The 21,154-nt window shown below is 37.5% G+C and carries 18 protein-coding genes and 1 pseudogene; 4 read left to right on the top strand and 15 right to left on the bottom strand.

The window, feature by feature from the left end:
• Positions 1–313: 313 nt before the first annotated feature.
• From GHC26_RS13915 to eutH, 5 genes are all read right to left on the bottom strand, one after another.
• A complete protein-coding gene (locus GHC26_RS13915) occupies positions 314–415 on the bottom strand; it encodes a YjcZ family sporulation protein (protein WP_163971856.1) in 102 nt (33 codons plus the stop codon).
• Between the two features lie 126 nt (positions 416–541).
• Positions 542–1,492 (bottom strand): aldo/keto reductase, encoded by a 951-nt coding sequence (locus tag GHC26_RS13910; RefSeq protein WP_163971855.1) that lies wholly within the window; start codon positions 1,490–1,492, stop codon positions 542–544.
• Positions 1,493–1,863: 371 nt separating this feature from the next.
• A complete protein-coding gene (locus GHC26_RS13905) occupies positions 1,864–3,012 on the bottom strand; it encodes a M20 family metallopeptidase (protein WP_163971854.1) in 1,149 nt (382 codons plus the stop codon).
• A 55-nt stretch (positions 3,013–3,067) separates the two neighbouring features.
• Entirely contained in the window at positions 3,068–4,498 is a 1,431-nt protein-coding gene (locus tag GHC26_RS13900; protein WP_163971853.1) for a YfcC family protein, read from the bottom strand.
• 192 nt (positions 4,499–4,690) lie between these two features.
• Complete coding sequence (gene eutH, locus GHC26_RS13895; protein WP_163971852.1) at positions 4,691–5,773, bottom strand: ethanolamine utilization protein EutH; 1,083 nt, start codon at positions 5,771–5,773, stop codon at positions 4,691–4,693.
• A 721-nt stretch (positions 5,774–6,494) separates the two neighbouring features.
• Here eutH and GHC26_RS13890 point away from each other — a divergent pair.
• Positions 6,495–6,683 carry a hypothetical protein gene (locus GHC26_RS13890; protein ID WP_163971851.1) on the top strand — a complete coding sequence of 63 codons (189 nt, stop codon included), beginning with the start codon at positions 6,495–6,497 and terminating at the stop codon, positions 6,681–6,683.
• A 45-nt stretch (positions 6,684–6,728) separates the two neighbouring features.
• Positions 6,729–7,037 carry a DUF3139 domain-containing protein gene (locus GHC26_RS13885; protein WP_163971850.1) on the top strand — a complete coding sequence of 103 codons (309 nt, stop codon included), beginning with the start codon at positions 6,729–6,731 and terminating at the stop codon, positions 7,035–7,037.
• Positions 7,038–7,123: 86 nt separating this feature from the next.
• Here the strand turns inward: GHC26_RS13885 and GHC26_RS13880 are convergent, their stop codons facing one another.
• Together GHC26_RS13880 and GHC26_RS13875 are read right to left on the bottom strand one after the other, a co-directional pair.
• Entirely contained in the window at positions 7,124–7,642 is a 519-nt protein-coding gene (locus GHC26_RS13880) for a GNAT family N-acetyltransferase (protein WP_163971849.1), read from the bottom strand.
• A gap of 21 nt (positions 7,643–7,663) precedes the next feature.
• Positions 7,664–8,116 carry a MarR family winged helix-turn-helix transcriptional regulator gene (locus GHC26_RS13875; RefSeq protein ID WP_163971848.1) on the bottom strand — a complete coding sequence of 151 codons (453 nt, stop codon included), beginning with the start codon at positions 8,114–8,116 and terminating at the stop codon, positions 7,664–7,666.
• A gap of 298 nt (positions 8,117–8,414) precedes the next feature.
• Here GHC26_RS13875 and GHC26_RS13870 point away from each other — a divergent pair, with 298 nt between their 5' ends.
• A complete protein-coding gene (locus GHC26_RS13870) occupies positions 8,415–9,266 on the top strand; it encodes a DegV family protein (RefSeq protein WP_163971847.1) in 852 nt (283 codons plus the stop codon).
• 58 nt (positions 9,267–9,324) lie between these two features.
• On the opposite strand, the gene GHC26_RS13865 is transcribed toward GHC26_RS13870, so the two are convergent.
• Both GHC26_RS13865 and GHC26_RS13860 read right to left on the bottom strand, forming a co-directional pair.
• A complete protein-coding gene (locus GHC26_RS13865; RefSeq protein WP_163971846.1) occupies positions 9,325–9,924 on the bottom strand; it encodes a short chain dehydrogenase in 600 nt (199 codons plus the stop codon).
• Positions 9,925–10,081: 157 nt separating this feature from the next.
• Positions 10,082–10,975 carry a fructose bisphosphate aldolase gene (locus GHC26_RS13860; protein ID WP_163971845.1) on the bottom strand — a complete coding sequence of 298 codons (894 nt, stop codon included), beginning with the start codon at positions 10,973–10,975 and terminating at the stop codon, positions 10,082–10,084.
• Between the two features lie 299 nt (positions 10,976–11,274).
• Between GHC26_RS13860 and GHC26_RS13855 the strand changes: the two genes are divergently transcribed.
• Positions 11,275–12,285 carry a DUF3231 family protein gene (locus GHC26_RS13855; RefSeq protein ID WP_163971844.1) on the top strand — a complete coding sequence of 337 codons (1,011 nt, stop codon included), beginning with the start codon at positions 11,275–11,277 and terminating at the stop codon, positions 12,283–12,285.
• Between the two features lie 938 nt (positions 12,286–13,223).
• Here the strand turns inward: GHC26_RS13855 and GHC26_RS13850 are convergent.
• From GHC26_RS13850 to GHC26_RS13825, 6 genes and pseudogenes are all read right to left on the bottom strand, one after another.
• The gene (locus tag GHC26_RS13850; RefSeq protein ID WP_163971843.1) at positions 13,224–14,879 is read right to left on the bottom strand and encodes a ribonuclease J; all 1,656 of its coding nucleotides are present in this window, start codon (positions 14,877–14,879) and stop codon (positions 13,224–13,226) included.
• Between the two features lie 460 nt (positions 14,880–15,339).
• Positions 15,340–15,570, bottom strand: a complete 231-nt coding sequence (locus GHC26_RS16080) for a DUF2399 domain-containing protein (RefSeq protein ID WP_163971842.1) — start codon at positions 15,568–15,570, stop codon at positions 15,340–15,342.
• Positions 15,510–16,607 (bottom strand): TIGR02679 domain-containing protein, encoded by a 1,098-nt coding sequence (locus GHC26_RS13840; RefSeq protein ID WP_163971841.1) that lies wholly within the window; start codon positions 16,605–16,607, stop codon positions 15,510–15,512. The genes GHC26_RS16080 and GHC26_RS13840 overlap by 61 nt, the downstream gene beginning before the upstream one ends.
• A pseudogene (locus GHC26_RS13835) lies at positions 16,604–17,495 on the bottom strand (SbcC/MukB-like Walker B domain-containing protein); the annotation flags it as partial. The gene GHC26_RS13840 and the pseudogene GHC26_RS13835, both read right to left, overlap by 4 nt.
• Before the next feature lie 63 nt (positions 17,496–17,558).
• Positions 17,559–18,131, bottom strand: a complete 573-nt coding sequence (locus GHC26_RS13830) for a DUF4256 domain-containing protein (RefSeq protein ID WP_163971840.1) — start codon at positions 18,129–18,131, stop codon at positions 17,559–17,561.
• Positions 18,132–18,879: 748 nt separating this feature from the next.
• Positions 18,880–20,940 carry a catalase gene (locus GHC26_RS13825; RefSeq protein ID WP_163971839.1) on the bottom strand — a complete coding sequence of 687 codons (2,061 nt, stop codon included), beginning with the start codon at positions 20,938–20,940 and terminating at the stop codon, positions 18,880–18,882.
• Positions 20,941–21,154: the final 214 nt, after the last annotated feature.

The raw sequence follows: 21,154 nt of genomic DNA, 5'->3' as shown, positions 1-21,154 counted from the left end.
GAAAAATTTTTTTCATTAATTTAAAATCGCTATAAGCGTTGATTTATCAACTTTTATAGAGGGAGGCTGAGGCCGTGCCTGCGGTAAAGTAGACACTGTGAAAACAAAAGTTTGAACAGATGTCGCATTATGCCCGTGGTGAAAGCGACTGTCTGGAGTGGAAATCAACAGCACTATTTTATTGCGCATAATACATCTTATATGCATGACGTTTCATACTTGAAATCAACAATCTTTTAGAAAACAACCTAATAAAAAAAGGGGCACGACAGGATGAGATTGCCGTACCCCTTTTGGTTATATCATTAATCTATTAATATGCGCCATAGCCTCCAACATAGGACGTTCCTACGATAATTAGCAGAATAAACAACACAACGATCAATGCAAAGCTTCCGCCAAAGTGTGCACTCATTAAAAATGCCTCCTTTTTTTATGGCTACATTTACAACATATGACTGATTAACTAAATGGGAAGGGCATTTGTCCTAGATTACTTAAATTTCTTTTCATGCACAACTAAAAGTTCCTTTATCACGCCTTATTGCATCTTCTTCTCCCAAGCTCCTTTTATCTCAACTCCTGTTTCTTTGGCAGCTTCTTCTAATTCCTTTATTTCTGATTCAGTCAAATTAATATTGGCAGCTAATATGGCTCCCTCAACATGTCGAGCTTTGGTAACACCAATAATTGGCAACGTTTGTTTGGCTATTGCCCATGCAATGGCAATTTGTGTTGGCTCCACTTCATATGTTTTCCCTATTCTTTCCAACACGTAAAGTAATGGTGTTAATTGTTGAAGAACCTCCACATTAAAGGCATCCCCTCTTCTCGTTCCAGGTTTAAACGGATTTCCGGCATGATATTTCCCTGTTAACGCACCTTGTTCCAACACCATATACGAAAAGAACACGACATTATTTTCATTACACCAGTCAATAATTCCTGCTTCTTCCGATGAACGATATAGTAAACTGTAATGGTTTTGGACTGCTGAAAGTTGTAGGCCTTCTGCTTCTAGGATAGAGGCTGCTAGCTTAATTTCCTCTAGGTTATGGTTGGAAACGCCAGCATGTTTTATTTTTCCGCTTTTCATTAATGGAATTAACTCCGCTGTCCATTTTTGTACATCCTTGGGATTATGTATCCAATAAATGTCGGCATGGTTTACGCCTAATCGATTTAAACTTTCATCAAGGGTTTGTTCCATCACCTCATGTCTTCCTGGCGTGAATTTAGTTGAGATGACCACATTTGATTCATCTTTAATAAACTTCCCTAAGATCGTCTCGGAAGCACCCATCCCATAAACGGCTGCAGTGTCCCACAAATTAAATCCAGCACGCATTGCTTCATCAAAAACAGGCTTTAAATCCGACTCATGAAGGTTATTACCAAAAACGGTATCTCCACCATTGGCTCCATTTCCCCAAGACCAAGTCCCTAAAGCAATAGGAGGAATCTCTAAATCTTTTAATTTCCGATTTTCCATATAACGTCCACCACCAATATAGTATTCTTCCTTTATTATTAGCATTATATGTCTAATCTTACAAATAGTAGGATTAGTTTGAAACTGATTTTCCTAGTTTCCTTATTATCTGGATTAATTTTTTGAATATTATGTTAGCGTTAAGATATACATATATTCAGCTCAAGTGCAGGTATACATAAATATTGGCTCAGTTTCATGTAATTCACAGCATTTAGCATATAAATGGTATGGTCTATTATCGTTTCTCTATACAATTTTTTCAAAGAGGAAGCGTCCCCCATTACCTAGATAAGGGAGAAGAAGTTTCATGCCAGGAAGAAAAAAGCCTCTTCCCATCAGTAGAAAGAGACCCTTCCTTTATTCAATCCCTATACATTCAAAACCGTTACAGCTAAAAGCTTACAACGCTCAAACAACGTCTCCACAATCGCATATTCATGTGGGGTATGGTTTCCATCTCCTACCGGCCCCAGTGAGCAAACCGTTGGCACACCAGCAGATTGAGAGTATGCAGAATCAGAACTCCCTTTACTGACTACAGCATTGGGCTCATCCATGCCAAGCTCTATTGCCGTCTTTTTAACAACTTCGAATAACGCTCGGTTTTTATCTGACACTTCCATCGGATCAAAACCACCTAAATAGGTTAGCGTTGTCTTTGTTCCTTCTATAAAAGTCTTTGCACTAATTTCTTCTAGCTTCTGATGCATCATTTCTTGTTGGGCTTTTGTTTGGCATCTTGTGCCAATAGATGCCTTCGCATAATCTGGTGTTGTATTTGGTGCAGATCCACCTTCTACAAGTGTCACATTATAGGTATAGCCTGCCTCATGATTGGAAGCTGCATCTATTTCAATCATCTTGTTGGAAAGTTCAATAATGGCATTACGTCCACTTTTCCAGTCAATCCCAGTATGACTCGCAACGCCATAAACCTCTAATTCAAAAATGGACCCACCTGCTCTACCAATAGATAGATTGTTTTCTAGATTACCAGTCTCTGTATTAAAGGCAAAGGCTCCATTTTTCGATTCCTCTAATAGCATGTTTTTCGCATCAGAATCAACGTGAGCACTTTCTTCGTCCCCGACAATCATGACCTTTAGTGGATAGGTATCAAAATTCGCTGCTCGTAATGCCTTCACCGCATATAAGATCGACACAACGCCGCCTTTCATATCCAGTATTCCTGGTCCATAGGCTATCCCATCTTTGATTTGAAATGGATGATCGGCTAAAAACCCCTTTGGAAATACGGTGTCAACATGGCCGATAAAAATAATCGGCTTCTCCTTCTCAACATCACCAAATTCAGCTACAACAGCATTTCCCGCCTTTTCATAGGAGATGACTCTCGTCTGAAAATTCTCCGCTTGTAAGATCTCTTCTACCTTAGAAATCAATGAATCTATTCCAGCTTTATGGTCTTTAGCACTTTCTACATTCACGAACTCTTCCCATAAAGCTAGCATCTCATCTCTACTTTGATCGATATAATCCATTACTTGTTGTTTCATTATTTCCATCCTTTCCCATTCTATCGATACTCTCCACTAATCCTATTCTCCTACTTTAAAACGGTCCATAATTGATCATCACTGCTACTGCGACAAACACACCGCCTAGCACTAACCAAATGAGCAACAATGGGAAAACAAATTTTACCCATTTCACGTAAGATACTTTCGCAATGGCTAAGCATGCCATCAATGTCCCAGATAATGGGGTAATAATATTGGTCACTGCATCCCCTAACTTAAAGGTAATGAAGACGGATTGCCGTGTTACTTCTAACATATCTCCAATTGGCACCATGATCGGCATGACAATAGCTGCCTGTCCTGATCCTGACGATACAATCCCATTAAATAATAGGTTAAAGACATACAACATTACCATCGATACAACAGGTGTAAAGTTGTTTAATGCAGATGAAACGCCATGTACAATCGTATCAACTACTTGTGCATCCTGTAAGACAACAATAACTGCTCCTGCTACCCCAACCACTAAAGCACCGTACATGACTCTACTTACACCAGATATAAAAACGCTCACAAACTCATTAGGGGTTATTCTGGCAACGAAAGCTACCGCAAACCCTAACATAAGAAAAATAGCGGATAATTCATTAATGGACCAGCTATGCTGCAATGAACCATAGAGAAACAGGCCAATTGCTGCGAAAAACAGGAAGATAATGAATTTATGTGCATTTGTAAATGGAGTCGCCTTCTCAAATGCTTCATCTTGAGCATCATCTTCTTGAACCAACTGATGGGGCGCTTTTGCCTTGTCCTTTTTGGCATACCTACTGATATATAGGATGGTCACTGTCACAAAAGCTAAGAACACAACAACCCGAAATAATGCGCCGGAAAAAATAGGTACACCAGCAATCATTTGACCCATTACCGTCACAACGGGATCAAATACACCACCAGCAAATCCAGCATACGCACCTAAGAATACCATCGCCAAGCCAACAATAGGGTCAAGATTCAACTTTTTCGCTAATAAAATCCCAATTGGCACAAAGGCAATCGTAAGGTTTGGAGCAATTCCCATCGAAGAAATCACTGCAAAAATAGTACAGAAGGTAAAGATTAATAGGTTTTGATTTCCTTTTGACTTTCGAATCAATGAATGGATTCCCGCATCAATCGCTCCAGTATGTTCCATCACTTTAATTATGCCACCCACAATTAAAATGATAAAAATAATGCCGGATGCACCGACTAGCCCCTTTTGAATCGCACTAAATAAATCCATAATCGTTAGTGGATCAGCGGCAATATATTGGAAACTATCTGGAACAACCTGTGTAATTCCATCCTTTTCTACTCGTTCATACGTACCTGAAGGAAGGATATAGGAAGTTATAAATGCTAGCAATAAGAAACTAAATAATATGACATACACATCTGGCATTGCTAGCTTTTTCTTTTTTCTCTTCTCAACACTTACTGTTTCTCTCTCCTCAACTCGACTCAAACTAGACATTTTGTCAATCCTTTCTATTCTCTTTTTTTGGCAACTTATCATGTCGCTACTGTCTTACTTCTCTCAACTCAGCTAAAATAACTCCACCTTTCCTCCTTTCTAGTGAAAAAATAATGAATGTTTCTATAATAACACTAATTATTAGACAATTCTAGAGGGCAGAGGCATTAAGTTGCTAACGTTATATATACGTTATATGCTTCTCTTCTCTCGTGTACTAACAAGCGCTAAGAAAACAGCACTTACCCCTCCAACAAGCTTTCCGATGATCATTGCAAAAACAATCTCTTTATTCACTCCTGCCGCAAACCCTAAGTGAGCTCCAAACACAAAAGAACCACTGACTGCAAAGGCAACATTAATGATTTTTCCTCGATCATCCATATCTTTAAAAATAGAGAACATTGGAATGTTATGTGCTAAGGATGCCATTAGTCCAGCTGTAGACGTTTCATTGATATGGATTAAATCTCCTACTTTCCTTAATAGTTTCTTAAAGACGAAAGAGATGAAGGCAACTAATGGAAACGCACCTGCAAGAAATATAGCAACCCGTGCAACAATTTCGATTCCCTCCATTAATGGTGTCATATTCGGAATAACGACAAATCCAGTCACCGTCTCAACCGAAATTGCAGTTAATCCAATTATAGCCACTACCTCAATAACCTTAGCCAATATCGAAAATCCAGCAATCATCTTGTCTGTAAATTTCCATAATCCAATCGAAATCAATATGGACAAAAGAATCGTTGGAATAAGGTTTTGAATTATCACCAATAGAGAAATACCTGCAACAATGCCACCCACTAAACAGCCGACGGGAACTGTTATGAAGCCTAATAAAATCCCTTTTGCAAAAAATGAATGATGTTCTTTCTCGATAATTCCTAACCCAACAGGAATCGTGAAAACAATAGTTGCACCCATCATGGATCCTAAAAACACCCATGCAAATAATTCCGCATCTGGATCTTGAGACATTTCGGTTGCTAATGCATAACCTCCTGAATCCAAAGCTATAATTGTATTAGCAAAAGATGCAGGGTCTGCTCCTACTAATCCATAAACAGGTGCAACAAACGGAGTTAGAATAGATGCAAGAACTGGGGCTAACGAAATAATACCTACCATTGCGAGTGCAATCGGTCCCATTGTCATGAACCCTTCTGTGAAATGCTTTCCTAACCCCCATTTATTGCCTATACATTTATCAATTGCCCCTAAACAAAAAAAGAATATGACGATGTAAACAATGATGTCATTAATACCCATTTCTTCTACTCCTATACTTTAATTATTACTATTTCTATCTTAATTCCCAAGTTTCCACTATACGTTATTTATTCTATCATTGGCAATTGATTAAGAGCGAAAAAACTGGATTACTAGAAACTAACCCTGCCATACTAGTAGTCGTATTATAGGTGTCCGTAACATAAGGGACCATTGTAACAATTAGTAAGAAAGTCGAAAGCATCATTACTAGATTCACTACTTATATTGATATAAAATCTTTTGTCCATAATTTATCATTTTGCATTTACTCCATCCTTTGATTGGCTCTCGCATAATCATCCGCTTCCGCAATCGCGCTTAACTGGCGCATCACAAATGGGTGCTCATGTTGCTTCACCTCATCTGTAGATATATGGAATTGAATTTGATTTGATCCAGTGGAGTCATGATAGACCTTATATAAATGTGTATCATCACTCCATTGTGCAACTAGTTATTCCTTCCATCCATCAATTGCAGCTGTGCATGTTCTGTATTATGTTTCATTAATTGGACAACCCAATATAACTCAAACAACCACATCTTCTTCCTGAGGATAAACAAATGTTATGTTAAACTAAAAAAAATCTATTAAAAAATAGCATTAGTTAAAAAGGAGATCGTTATGAGCAATTACCTGGCCTTCCTAATTGGAATAGTTATGATTACTTTTGCTTCATTTTTTCTTTATAGATACGGAAAAAGGAAGTCAAACAAGGTGATGAAATATATACCCTCCATTGTATCTGCATTCAGTATTGCTATCGTTTATTTTAAAATGGCATTTATTTCACAAGGATATCAACCAATTTTAGATATTGTTATCATGATCATTCTTTCGGTTGTCTTGGGAGTTTCCTTATTGGGGGCTATTTTAATGGAATTTAGCAACAAGAGGAAAAACTAGCATTTTGAAGGATTTTTCTAACAAGGCGAATCTTCTATAAGAGGATTGGAATTAATAGAGAGAGTGTGGAGTCATTATGATCAAACGAACGTAATTATTCTTATCGTTCTATCTGTTTTGGTATTATTGATTGGCATTCGTTTACTAGTAGTACATATAGAAGAAGGTAAACTGAAAGAGGATACGATTTCATACTTAGAGGAAAAAGGGTATGATCCAAACGCGGATATAAAAGAAATAGCTGTAGTGGATATAGGTGAGGACGAAGAAATGAATGCTGTCGTCGTGACGTTTATTGATGAACCCACTGTTGACTATTTTTACACTTACGAAAAGGATACGACCCACATCTGACAAATTGACGTAATAAACAAGGGATTAAAGGAAACGTTGAAACATCTAGACTAAAAAAACTCAGATTGAATCTGAGTTTTTTTAAACTAACCAATTGTTTTGGTCATAATCAAATCGATTTGTTTCTCATCCCCCATATAAAAAGAATGTGCTCCAGTTTGAACAAACCCCATTTTCTTGTAAAAATCGATTGCATTTTCATTTTTCTCCCATACGCCTAACCAGATTTTTGTTTTATTATCTTTTTGAGCTATTTCGATCGCTTTATGGAACATATATTTACCAAGACCTTGTTTTTGAAATTCACTTTTGATATAAATCCGCTCAATTTCCAGGGCTTCCTCTCCCATTTCTTCTGACTGAGCATTATTACTATTGACTTTTAAGTACCCAGCAATTTCATCATGAACATTAACAAAAAAGAATTGTGAAAACGGGTTAGATAATTCTTCTTCCAACTGTTTTATCGTAAATGCTTTATTCATATATGCATCCATATTCTCAGGTGAATTCTGATCTTTAAATGTTTCATTAAATGTGTCATAACTTATTTCTTGAAGTTTATGGACGTCTTCCTTGGTGCATTTTCTGATATGTATAGTCATATACGTCACTCCTTACTATCATTAATAATTTCTTTTGTTTCCTTTTTTCACAAATTCCCAATCAATTTCTATATTTTTTCGCACTCGTTGAAGAAGAAGAGATATCGTTTCTTCTTCTTTTCTGGAAAAACCATGTAACGCCACAGAATTGGAATAATCATTCTCTCTTATGATAAGAGGGTAAACCTTATTCCCTTTCTCAGTTGGAAAGAGTTTTTTTATTTTTTTGTTATGGGAATCCTCTCTTTTCTCAATAAATCCATTCATTTCAAGTTTTTTTACTGCACGAGCAGCTGTCGTTCGATCTACCTTAATCATTTCCGCCAATTTTTCTTGAATGATTCCTGGGTTCTCACATATTCGTACAAGGTACAAATATTGTCCTTTTGTCAGTTCATATTCTTTAAATTCAATATTACTTATGGAATCCAATGCTCTTGCTATCATGCCAATTTCGCGAAGAATATCCTTCATAGCAAACTCCTTAGGTTGATTTATTGTTGCAAATACAACAAAAAATAGTACACTGTTACTATATATGAATTATGTTGCATTTGCAACATAAATGATGATGCAACCAACCAAATGATATAAATAAATGTTTGGTTGATAAACGTAACCCTTCCATCAGTGGAAGGCTTACTGCCCGTTACATAGGATGAATCTCACTTTTTTACAAAGATTCGATGTATTCTCCCCTCTTTTCATGTATGCTTAGGAGAGCAAAGGAAATACTGAATCAAAAATTGCTTTTACGGAATGGTGGGGTATCATGAGTAACATTATTTTATCGACAGAAAGTGGTGCAGATATACCAAAGGAATTAGCTGTAAAACATAATATTCAAATTGTCCCCATGCATATTATCATGGACAATCAGGATTATTTAGATGGGTCAATACCTGTAGAGGATATCTATGATTTTTATGAACGTACCAAAAAAATTCCTTCTACATCATCGACTAATTCCCAAGAATATCATGACTTTTTTACAAAGATCCAAGAAACAAATCCAGACTGTACCATTGTTCATATTGGCTATACATCAAAAGCCTCTTCATCGTTTCAAAACGCGGTGATTGCATCAGAAGAATTTGACAACCTTATCCTTATTGATGCATTGAATGTTACAGGGGGATTAACTGCAATTGTCATGCATGCTGTCACCCTGTTAGAGCAAGACCCAACAATCGAACCGAGTAAATTAGTAGAAAAAATAAAAGCGATCATCCCGAAATCGAGGCTTGCCTTCGTTCCTGGAAGCTTGGAATTTTTAAGAGCAGGTGGACGTGTCAGTAATATGGCCTATCTCGGAGGAGCTTTATTACGAATAAAACCTCGTATTGAATTAATCAACGGAAATCTTGTTTCGAACAAAAAATACCGCGGAAAAATGATTAGAGTTGCAGAAAAACTGATGCGGGACTATTTACAGAAGTATAACATTGATCGAAAACAGCTCTATTTAATCTATTCGATTGGCCTTGATGAGGAGATCAAGCAACACATGGAGGAACTGGCAATTAAACATGGGTTTCAACAGATCATCTGGATGCAAGCAGGTGCGATGATTTCGACGCATTCTGGACCTGGTGGTTTTGGGATCGCAGGTTTAGAAGTTTAATAGGATCGTTTGTCCAATTCTTATTGGTAGAATTGGACAAACAAATCACGTGTCTTTTCTAATACACTCGATAAACTTGTCCAGTTTGTGCACCTTCAACACTTTTCACATATGCATTTGCAACTTTGCTAGCAGGTACTGGGTTGAATCCCTTGAAGAATTTTCCATATTTACCTAAGGATTCTTCTAGGACAGATGGACTTACCGTATTAATCCGTATATTCCGTTTTAATTCAATTGCTGCAGATTGTACAAAGCTAGCAACCCCACCATTCGCCATAGCTGCTGAGGTTCCATTTACAATTGGGTCGTCCATCATAATTCCAGTTGTTAATGTAAAACTTCCACCCTCATTAATATAATGTTGTCCAATCAGTACCAGATTCACTTGTCCTTTTAATTTGCTTTCGATGGCTATTTCATTTTGTTCTGGTGTAAGCTCACTTAACTTCCCAAAGTGAGATGCTCCCGTAGTGCTTATAACAGCATCAATATCTGGTATATCTTTATACATTTGTTCAATACTCGCTTTGGATGTTATGTCTAGTTTATAATCTCCATTTGTTTTACTAGCAGTTATTACCTCATGATCCAGTTTTAGCCGATCAGCCACAGCTTTTCCTATTGTTCCAGTACCACCAATTATTACAATCTTCATCCTATCACTACTCCCACTAAAAATATTTATCTTCTATAGTACGTTATTTATATGTCCATTTTGAGGGAAAAATCTAAATTTTTGTATTGATTGGAAATAAAAACCCTCACAAATGATGATATCGCACCATTTGTAAGGGTTTTAAATCATTTTATATTTATTTTTTATTTACCGACGCGTCATAAATAGAATCAACCGCTTCTTTTAAAGCAGCATTAAATTCTTCATCCGTCTGATTTACATTTAAATTTTCACTCAACGCTCTAGAGAAACTTGCGATTAAGCCTTCGTTTTCTTTTAGCTTTGCATTTGCTTCATCTCTGGAATACCCGCCAGATAGCGCTACGACACGAACAACTTGTGGATGTTCGATAAGCTCTTTATAAAGATTTTCTTTTGTAGGAATAGTTAGCTTCAACATCACTAGTTCGTTTTCTTTTAATTGATCAAGATGTTTTTTGATTTCTTGCTTCAATATTACTTCCGATTGCTCTTTATCAGTACTATGAATATCAACTTCTGGCTCTATGATTGGAACAAGTCCTGCATCGATAATCTTTTTACCGATTTCGAATTGTTGATCCACTACTGCTTTAATTCCATCTTTGTTTGCCTCTTTAATCACTGAACGCATTTTTGTTCCAAACATACGACGCTTGTTGGCTCTCTCCAGTGTTTCATCAAGATCATGAATTGGTTTCATCATCTGAACACCATTAGACAGCTCGGCAAGTCCTTTATCCACTTTAAGGAATGGTACAATTCCTTTTTCCTCCGCTAAATAATCGCCAGTATACTTGCCTTCGATTTCACGATCCATCGTTTGCTCAAATAAAATGGCGCCGAGGATATACTCCGAATCAAATGCTGGTGCTGTAATAATTCGAGTTCTCATCTCATGCACAAGATCAAACATTTCGGCTTTAGTGGAATATTGATCTTCCGAAATGCCATACGCAGAAAGTGCTTTTGGTGTACTCCCACCACTTTGATCAAGTGCTGCAATAAAGCCTTTTCCGTTCTTTACTCTTTCCAAGTGTTTTTCCCGCAATTATCTCACTCCTATAAAGTAGTTTTATTGCATTACTTATGGACATTATACTTTCATTGTAACATTTTAGGGGAAAATAACTGAAATTTTTAGTGCGTGTTCAGCAAATTAAAAAATTCGGACTACCGAAATAAATCCAAGCAGATCTTCCGTTATATGAATCATATGCTGCATTCGTTCAAAACTCAGCCGCATCTTGGGGTCTGACCTTAGCTCCCCGTTCATCTCAATAATCCTTCGTATAAAAAAAAAGCATCAAATCATACTAGGGTTATAGTCAGTATTAGGAGGTAACATTTATGCCAACAAAACCTACAATTACATCCTCTGAACTAGGTGCACTATGGATTACCTATCAACAAAAAACAATGATACTACGGATGTTAGAATATTTCATTGAAAAATCGGATGATGAAAAAGCAGAAGAAATCATGACTAACTTGTATAACGATATTTCTCCATATGTGGATCAAATTGTAAGTGTACTTAAAGAAGAAGGTGCTGCTATTCCAGTTGGGTATACGGAGGAAGATGTCAACAAAGAGGTACCAAAACTATATGATAATGGTTTTGACATCATGTTTGTTCGCTTAATTAATGAAATAAGTATGGCTTTGCATTCTCTCAATATAACCATGTCCTATCGAGAAGACATTATCATCTTCTTTAAAGAACTCACTGCCATAACACAATCCTATTACAATCAATGTACGCAATATTTACTTGAAAAAGGAATGCTTTCTCGTCCTCCTTATGTCTCTATGCCAAAAACAGCTGAATTTGTGAAAAATACAAGTTATTTAGGAGGACTTCCCATTAATCCATTCAGTGAAAAACGGTCATTGAACACGGTAGAAGTTGCTCATCTTCATCATGCTATTGAATCAAACGTTACTGGATTGCAAATGATTTTAGGTTTTGCTCAATGTGCAAATGAAATACAAGTAAAAAATTATTTTAATGAAGGGGCAGAGCTTTCGAAAAGTGTTATAAAGGAGTTAAGTGAAACACTATTAGAAAGTGGTATCCAGGCACCTGTCCCGTCCGGTGGGAATGCAACCCGTTCAACCGTAGCTCCATTCTCTGATAAAATCATGTTGTATTGCGTCAGTCTTTTTTGTAGTTTTTCGTTGGGAGCTAACTCTTTAGGAACTGCTTTCAGTTTTCGGAATGATCTACCAACAAAAATGACTGCTTTTTCTAAAGATATCTTTGAATATGCGCATAAAGGTGCAAAGATATTGATTAAGAATGGCTGGATGGAAGAACCATTTCAAATGGAAGAGAGAAAACAAATGACGAAGAAGTGAAAAACAAGCACTTGTAGCGATGAGCACAGGTGCTTGTTTATATGTTCATTCATTTCCCTTGCTTTCCCTAAAAAAACTTGAATAACAAGCCGATAATCCACTGGTTCCTCGATATAGGGCATATATGCGCTATTGATTACGGCCATCCGAAATAACTAATTATTTAACAGGTATGGGGATAATGAACTATTGTTGCCTAGTATCGCAAATAGTTAGAAAAACTCTCATTCGCTCGTCCTTTAGCGAATGTGTTCGTTTTTCTTATACTTAGGACATTAAAATATTAGCAACGTCGAGTCTACTTCTTAGCTAAAATTTTATACTTTCCTAACGTGGAACAAAAGCTAGAAGCGCCTTGATCACCCCCGATTAGAAAACTTGGCTTGTCGCCAAGTCCTTATGGCGACAAGCCTTAGTTGCACTTATGCAGTGAGAAAGTTTTATTTTTTATCTGCCAAGCATAAGCCAAGCCTCGACGTGTTGCTTTTTGCGCGTAATGAGGATTGACTTATGACCTCTAGGGCGTAGATGCTGGCCGATAAAAACTCGTGCGTCCTTATGTCTATCGTCACTAGGACGTCAATCGCTCGAGGAATCGCTCGAGGCTGGACGTAGCCTCTCCTATCCCAAGCAGTAATAACACCAACTTTTTCTTACCTTTTTAAAAGGACCATCGTTTCATAGTATAGAAGCACCTATCACAGAACTTCCAATTACTTACCACTCACAAGAAGATGAAAACGATATTGAAAATAACACTACAACTTTATGACAAATAAAAACAGCCAAAACCCTAGTATTCATAAGGGTTCAAGCCTATTTTTATGTCAATTTCACTGCAAAAATAAGGGTATCACAATTCTTCGCCTTAAAAATCAGGGTCAGCTCTCACTTTACTAACATTTAGTGTGGAACTGACCAGATACATTCTACTTATTTTAAATATCCATCAAGATAGGAACAATCATTGGTTCCTTCTTCGTACGGTCTTTTACATATTTTGCGATGGACCTTTTTACCTGTTTTTTCATGACATTCCACGAGTTTCGATTGGCTTCATGCAGTTCGTTGATGGTTTCAACCGTAATTCGATTCATTTCTTTTCGGAGTTCAGTGAAATTTTGATCGACAAATCCACGTGAAATAAATTCAGGTTCGGCAAGTAGCTTTTCTTCCTGTTTATTCATTGGGATGATGATCATGAGCATTCCATCTTCTGCTATTCGTTTACGGTCACGTAATACAAATTCCATTTCTCCTACATCCAGTCCATCAACGTACGTGTTACCACTCGGGATGTTTCTTGTACTACGGGCAGTAGCATTTTCAATATCCACTACTTCTCCATTTTTCAAGATAAAGGTGTTGCCTTCCTCTACACCTACTGATTCTGCGAGCATTCGGTGGTGATGCAGCATGCGATATTCACCGTGAATCGGAATAAAGTATTTCGGCTTCATAAGGGTAAGCATGAGTCTTAAATCTTCTTGATACCCATGTCCAGAAACATGCATGCCAGAACTACTTCCTGATCCATAAATGACATGAGCTCCCAGTTTATACAAATTGTCCACAATCGCTGTAACACTCTTTTCATTTCCAGGAATTGGACCTGCTGCAAGGATCACTGTATCTTCTGGTAACACTTCAACATCACGAAAGTTTCCAGTTGATAGCCGACTAAGAGCGGCCATCGTCTCTCCTTGGCTCCCAGTACATAAAATCGTAACCTTTTCTGGTGGCATGTCATTTATATCACGGGCATCGATTAACATCCCGTTTGGAATGGTTAGGTAGCCACGGTCCTTTGCAATCTTTACGACATTCACCATGGACCTACCAAGCAAGGCTATTTTTCGATTGGTTTTCTCTGCTGCATGAACAACCTGTTGGATACGACTAACATTGGAAGCGAAAGTCGAGACAAATATCTTTTGTTTTGCCTGGATAAAGATCTGTTCCAAATTTTCGCCCACCATATGTTCAGAAGGTGTAAATCCTTGTCGCTCTGCATTGGTACTTTCCGATAATAAAAGCAGTACCCCTTTATCTCCAATAGCAGCCATTTTGTGAATATCAGCCCGCTCACCACTTGCAGGGGTCCAATCAAACTTGAAGTCCCCAGTATGTACAATTGTTCCTTCTGGAGTGTTAAATACAATTCCTAAACAATCTGGAATACTATGGTTCACTTTGAAAAAGCTAATCGTCATGTCACCGATTTGTACTTCTGAATCTGGGTTGATTTCAATCAGTTCACTCTCTCGTAAAAATCGATGTTCTTTTAATTTGTTTTCAATTAGTCCCATTGTAAATCTCGTCGCATAGACTGGTACATTTACTTCTTTTAAGAAGAACGGGACTCCTCCAATATGATCCTCATGGCCGTGTGTCACAATTAAGGCACGCACTCGGTCTTTATTTTCGATAAGGTAAGAGATATCAGGGATGATTAAATCAATTCCTAATAAACTCTCATCAGGAAACTTATTGCCACAATCGATTAGGACAATATCATTTCCACACTCAATCGCGTACATGTTTTTCCCGATTTCATTTAAGCCACCAAGGGCAAAAACGGATACGGCATCCATAAACATACCCTCCTACTTTAAATATAACTTAGTATGTGCAGTATATTGATTTTTTATAGGGGAGGATTGCTTACGGTACATATATTGGTTCGAATGTAGGAGATATTCGTGCGGATATAGATCGATCATATTTATATTCTGAATCTTTATCTCAGCTAGCAGATATGTACTTACAATTTTATTGTGAAAAGAGTGGGCTGTTACGAAATGATATTTTTCAATGAGCACCAATCATTACTGAAGAAAGGTTTTCATGTGCTGGCGGTGTCCCTTTCCGCTAAACTTTTCATTTGGACGAGATCTCCCACATACTTTGCAAAAATGACTTCTTCTCTTTTATCCCACTTGTAAAACTCCTTCTTTATAACTTGGGAAGGTTCTTCTGCTTCCAACTATAAGATATTGCTAAGCTTCCATCTATAACTGAAGAAAGAAGCAGAGAACCATCCCCAAACTTTCTCTAATTAATATCATGCACCATTTCATCAACTAGAGCTTCCTGATATCCTGCTCTTTTTCTTTTCTTCAGCTCTTCTACTAAAGGTACTAAGTTTGGTGCTGTAATGGTATTTAATTTGTTCAATCTTTCGTCGGATAATTTTATCGTTGAAATGGATTTCTGGTATGCATCTATATCCATTTTCCATAGACAAACATGGTCAGGATATCTTGACCATAATCTTTGTGCCATACTAATACCTTCAGGACAAGATCTCCTGCATAATAAAGCATACACCCTTCTCTAACTAACAGATCTAATAATAAAAGTGCAGACAGTTTAAACTGCCCATGTGTGCAGATCAGTGGAGCTTCTGGTGATTGATCTAAAATACTGGAATATACACCCGAATTTTCCACAATCCAAACATCTTTATTTTTCCTAGCAGGATAGACCCTTGCTAATGCAATCAATTCCCGAAGCGGTATATTCAGGACACTATGGGTAGTTGCGGCAGCTTCCCACATTGGATGCAATCCCTCTTCTGTATCTGCTATCAGATTAGCACATGTCACATAGTTCGTGATATCATCCCGTAATATTCGATACTTCAGTAATAAATCATTAATCCCCTCACTATCAGCTGGAACAACACTAAAATCATCTTGATCATGTTCCACAGCTAGTACGTGAATCAACAGCTTACCTAAGTTTGTATTTAAATCGAAGGCATGTGGGTTACGTGTAATACGCTGGCTAAAGATCGGCAATCGTTCAAATTGGGTTGGCAAATGACGCAGTGCCACCTCCAAATGATGCAACATCTGGGAAAAACTTTCATAAGACTCATCCATTAAACGATAAACCCAATAAGTATCTGGTGTTTTCTTTCTCAAGTGGTCTATCCAGGAAGCAAGCTTAGGAAAGTCCGCCTCCAATTGATCTAATAGTTGTGCTTGCTGACGATCTTTTACCTGTTTTTTTTCCTTATTAGACACTAATGGCTCCTTAAAATATGCTTCTAATAATTCTTTTAAACTTATGCCATCAAATTTAGTAGATCGCAGCTGTCTTTCAAAACCTTCTAAAGATAGTTTACCTTTTTGTTTTAAGCCACTAGCCGTAACACCAAAAAAGCGCACAATCGCCTCTAATTCATCCATAGTAAATTGATCAAGCTTTACCGTTCCACCAATTCTGCCTAATGACTCATACTTCTTTTTGAAAAGAGAAAATAAACGACGATATCCTCTATCGCCGCTAAAATATGCTAATGCCTCTTTGATCATGGTTTCACCTTCAAACTTTCTTCAGCTTCTAAGTCTTCTCCGACTTCTACATTCATTTTATGACCATCCCAATGATAACGAATCACCGTCACATAATCTGCGTTTTTCGGACGTACTAGTTCACTGATGGATAACTCACGAATCGTGTCATAGTCTCCCCAAAGAAACCTGGGAATTCATAATATAGTTAAACCCTAGTTGTTCCACTACCTCAAACATTTCGCGAATATTATTTTCATCCACACCAGCAAAGGCTTCATCTAAAGAAATAATGTATGGTGCATCCGAATCTGCTTCCAAATAACGAGAATAACAGGCTGTAAATAATGGAATATACATGGCCATCGCTTTTTCGCCACCACTAAATTTATAGAATTGATTATTATTCAGTTCTCGTTTCTTTTCCCCTTCTCGTTGGAAATAAAGAACAAAGGAAAACCATTTTCGATAATCTAATACCTCTTTTAACACCTGAAGCAATGTTTGCATTTCATTACTTTCCCCAATCATCTCTTTAGCCTTCGCTATTTTGGAACGGAAGTGTGGCGTAATTTTCTCTAAATCCGCTTCCTTTAAGAGTTTTGAATCTTGTCTTAAAACATGCACCAAATCAACCGTATCCATTTCCTCTTCTGAATCCGCTGTCCGCGGTTTCCACTTGATGGAAAAGGACAACCCTGATGATGTATCACGAGATTCCATTAAGTTTTTCATCTTTTGAACCCATTGCTCGGCTCTTCTTATACGTGCTCGTAATTTTTGCCCAACGGAATTAAACAAAATTTCCTCATACAACGCTTGGTCCTGTTCGTCCAAGAAACTCTCTTGGCGGGCTTGTTCTAATTCAATTTGTTGTTGAACCGTATAAGGGCTTACCTGTTTCCCTTGATCATTGGGGGGTCCTTACTGCTCGTTACATGCGGGATAAATTGAAGTAATTCCTTTGTAAAATCAAACCCTTAGCGACCCCCGAAACCCTCTAGAACTATAGTAAGAGGACGCACCATTGTGATATACGAAAACATGTCCATAGCGACGGTCGCAAAAGAGAGCTCCGCCAAGTTCCCGAATATCAGAGGGAGTTTGTACCCAACTCGACGTTTTCTTATCAACATGTTCAAGCTCCTGCAATGCTCTGTATTGTTCTTCCGTTAAAAGTTCAATGCCCATGGAAGTTGCCATATCCATAGCGTTATTTTCTGGTTTATATTTCTTCCTCGACTCCAGCCCTTCTCGGTCATAACAAACACTTCTACGACCTTTAGGACTTTCCGCAGAACAATCATAAAAGATGTATTCGTCCTTCTCTTCATCATGTTCAACAACATCGGGCTCACCGCCAGTTTTTTCTATTTCATGGAGCGACCACAGTTTTTCAGTACTGGCCTCAAGCTTTACTTGGACTTTAGCCCACCCAAGCTCTTTGTGGCGATGCATGTTTTTCTCAAAACGCTCTTTCAACGCTCTGAGTAATTCTTCACGTTGTTCTAGTGACAACTCCTTTTTATTGCTGCTTTTTGTCAAATTAGTTACCCCCTTATTGTTTTCACTTATAATGGTAAAGTATATATAAATATCAGTGTAAAACTATTTCAAGGATGATACATTACATTGCTGAAATCACATCGTCGTAATATAAGAAAAACTAACACATTCGCTCGTCCTTTAGCGAATGTGTTAGTTTTTCTTATACTTGGGCCATTAAAATTTTGGCCACGTCGAGTCTACTTCTTAGCTAAAATTTTATACTTTCCTAACGTGTAAAAAATATATCCACCTGAATCCCATGGCAGTAGAGATTCCAGGTGAATATATTATCTTGTTTCACAAAAGTTGCGCCTTTACTACATCTATTATTATAGAGGATGTTCAAAAATAAGCTTGCTGATTAACACCAAGATATAAAAAGCCCTTCTTACGCTAGTCTAATCTAATTTAAAGGGGGTATAAAATGCTTTACTCCCTACTTTCCTGACAAAGACCATTCGCTTAACCAATTTACCAATAGTGATATTACATAAGATCGATGAGGTCTTAATATTTAAGTATAGAAACGACCTATTACATAAACCCTCTCAGTAATAAAATCTAGTTTTTAAAGATAATTCCTAGTTTAAAAAATATGTAAAATAAACTCAATCCTTCTTTTTTCCACTAAACAGAAAATTTATAGTTATATCTAAAACTCGATAAAACACTCTTCCTTTTACAAAGATTATTAATGGAAAGAGCATTTTCTCTATTTACGCTCTTTCCATATAACTTGCCAATATTATTTCCTATTCCAAAAACGTTGCTTGCCAATAGCAGAGACAAAATCCTTTTCGAAGTTTGAATTATTTGCGGCAAAAACAACACCAGCCAAATTATTTTCTTCTGATGTCTGAATAAAAGACTGACCAGTCGAAGCAACGCCAATTGGTTTATAGTGTGTATATGCATTTTGTACGAAATTCATCATGTCCTGCTTGAATTTTGCCTGATTCTTAGAACTGCCGCCAACAACGTAGAGTGAGTCAAACAGATAAGGACTTGTTGTAAGAAAGGTTTTATCAACTTTAAGTTTTGTGCCATCATTACCTGTGACCGTACCGAGCGTTTCACTTACTATGACAACAACAACTCCAGATTGCTGTAGATAGTTAAGTACATTCATTACCTCTTTACTTTCAAAACCATCACTAATCAGTACACCTACTTTTTGGGTATATGCATATTTTGGTGTATTGTATTGGCTAAGAGAAGGATAACTTGTTGAAACGGGAACATGGGAACCGCTTGGTCGATCGACACCAATATTATCAGCCACAATAGATGCCATTTCCTTATCTACATTAACCAACAAATTGACGTTTTGCTGGCGTACAGATTCGCTTTCTACTTTTCCAAGTTGATAGCTAAACGCTTCAATGGTGTGCTGCTTTTCAATAGGTGTCATGCTATTCCAAAAGATTCTCGGTTGTGAAAAGTAATCCTTGAACGAATCACTTCTGGCTCTAATTTTGTAGCCCTCTACTTTCTCGGGATAATGTTCATAGCCACCTTCTTCTGGGGGCACCGTGTATGGTGTGTTATTTGCTAGCGAATTTTTATGATAGTCTACCTCATCCACATCAATTCGATGTCTCATATAGCCTCGTCGCGTATTGTTATGAAATGGACAGATTGGCCGGTTAATTGGGAGCTGATCGTAGTTGGCACTGCCAAGTCGATGTTGTTGTGTATCTCTATACGCCATTAATCGTCCCTGTAAGACTGGATCATTTGAAAAATCAATTCCTGGAACGACATTTGCAGGGTTAAATGCAACTTGTTCAGATTCCGTAAAGTAATTATCTATGTTTCGATTTAATGTCATCTTACCGATAATTTGAACAGGGATGAGCTCTTCTGGCCAGAATTTTGCAGGATCCAGAATATCAAAGTCATATTTGAATTCATCCTCCATCGGAATCATCTGAACACCTAATTCGTATTCAGGATAAGCACCCATTGCAATTGCCTCTCTTAGATCTTTCCGGTGGTAGTCTGGATCAAGTCCACCGATTTTCAGTGCCTCATCCTGGAGAAGGGAATGGACACCAAGGACAGGCTTCCAAACATACCTTATAAAAGTTGCTTTCCCTTGTTCGTTAACAAATAGGTACGTATTAATCGACCACGATTCCATCATTCGATAGCTTCTTAAAATGCCCCGATCAGACATGATCCACTGCACCATATGAAGTGCTTCAGGATTATTGGCTACATAATCCCAAAAATGGTCGTGTGCGCCAGTGGCTGTTGGTATATCATCATCTTGCTTAGATTGGTACGCATGCATCGCATCTGGAAACTTCATCGCGTCTTGATTAATTAATACAGGCATTGCAATCGTTGTCAGATCGAGATTTCCTTCTTCTGTATACAACTTCACACCCTGACAACGTAAATCCCTAGCCGTATCATAGGACCCTTTAGCGCCTTGTACTGTAGAAAAACGGATAGTTAATGGTGTCTTTTTACCCGCTTCCTGTAAAAAGCCCGCTTTTGTCACATGTTTCATGGACTGATAACTTTCAAACTCTCCATGCGCACTATAACCCCTTGCATGAACCACTCTTTCTGGTATCTCTTCATGCGCAAAATGTGACATTTTTTCAAAGAACTCATAATCTTGACGTAAAGTCGGACCGCGGACACCTGCTTTTAACTGATCCTGATCTTGTGATCTTTTTTTCCCTTCCTTTGTCGTCATTGGCTTGCCTGTGTTTTTTATCCGGTAATGATCCAATTGCTCCTGTTTAGCATTTTTGCTAATATGCTTATGGTTTCTTGATGACTTATCATCCATGTAATCACCCATCCTAATGTTTAAGATTTAATTGCCATTTATATATTATGTTTTTTTTAAAAACTTATGACATTTTTAGAGGGTATTCTAAAAGCCCAGTAAAAATGACACATCTAATTTCTTCGTTGGCTTTCCTAACACGCAAAATAAGTTACTACCTCCGCACATTCTTTTAACTATTTCATATATAGTAATATCACCCATAAAGGAGGTA

The sequence above is a fragment of the Oceanobacillus halotolerans genome, from assembly GCF_010993955.1.
Taxonomy (GTDB): Bacteria; Bacillota; Bacilli; order Bacillales; family Amphibacillaceae; genus Oceanibacillus_A; species Oceanibacillus_A halotolerans.
This window is presented reverse-complemented; position numbering and strand designations above follow the sequence as displayed.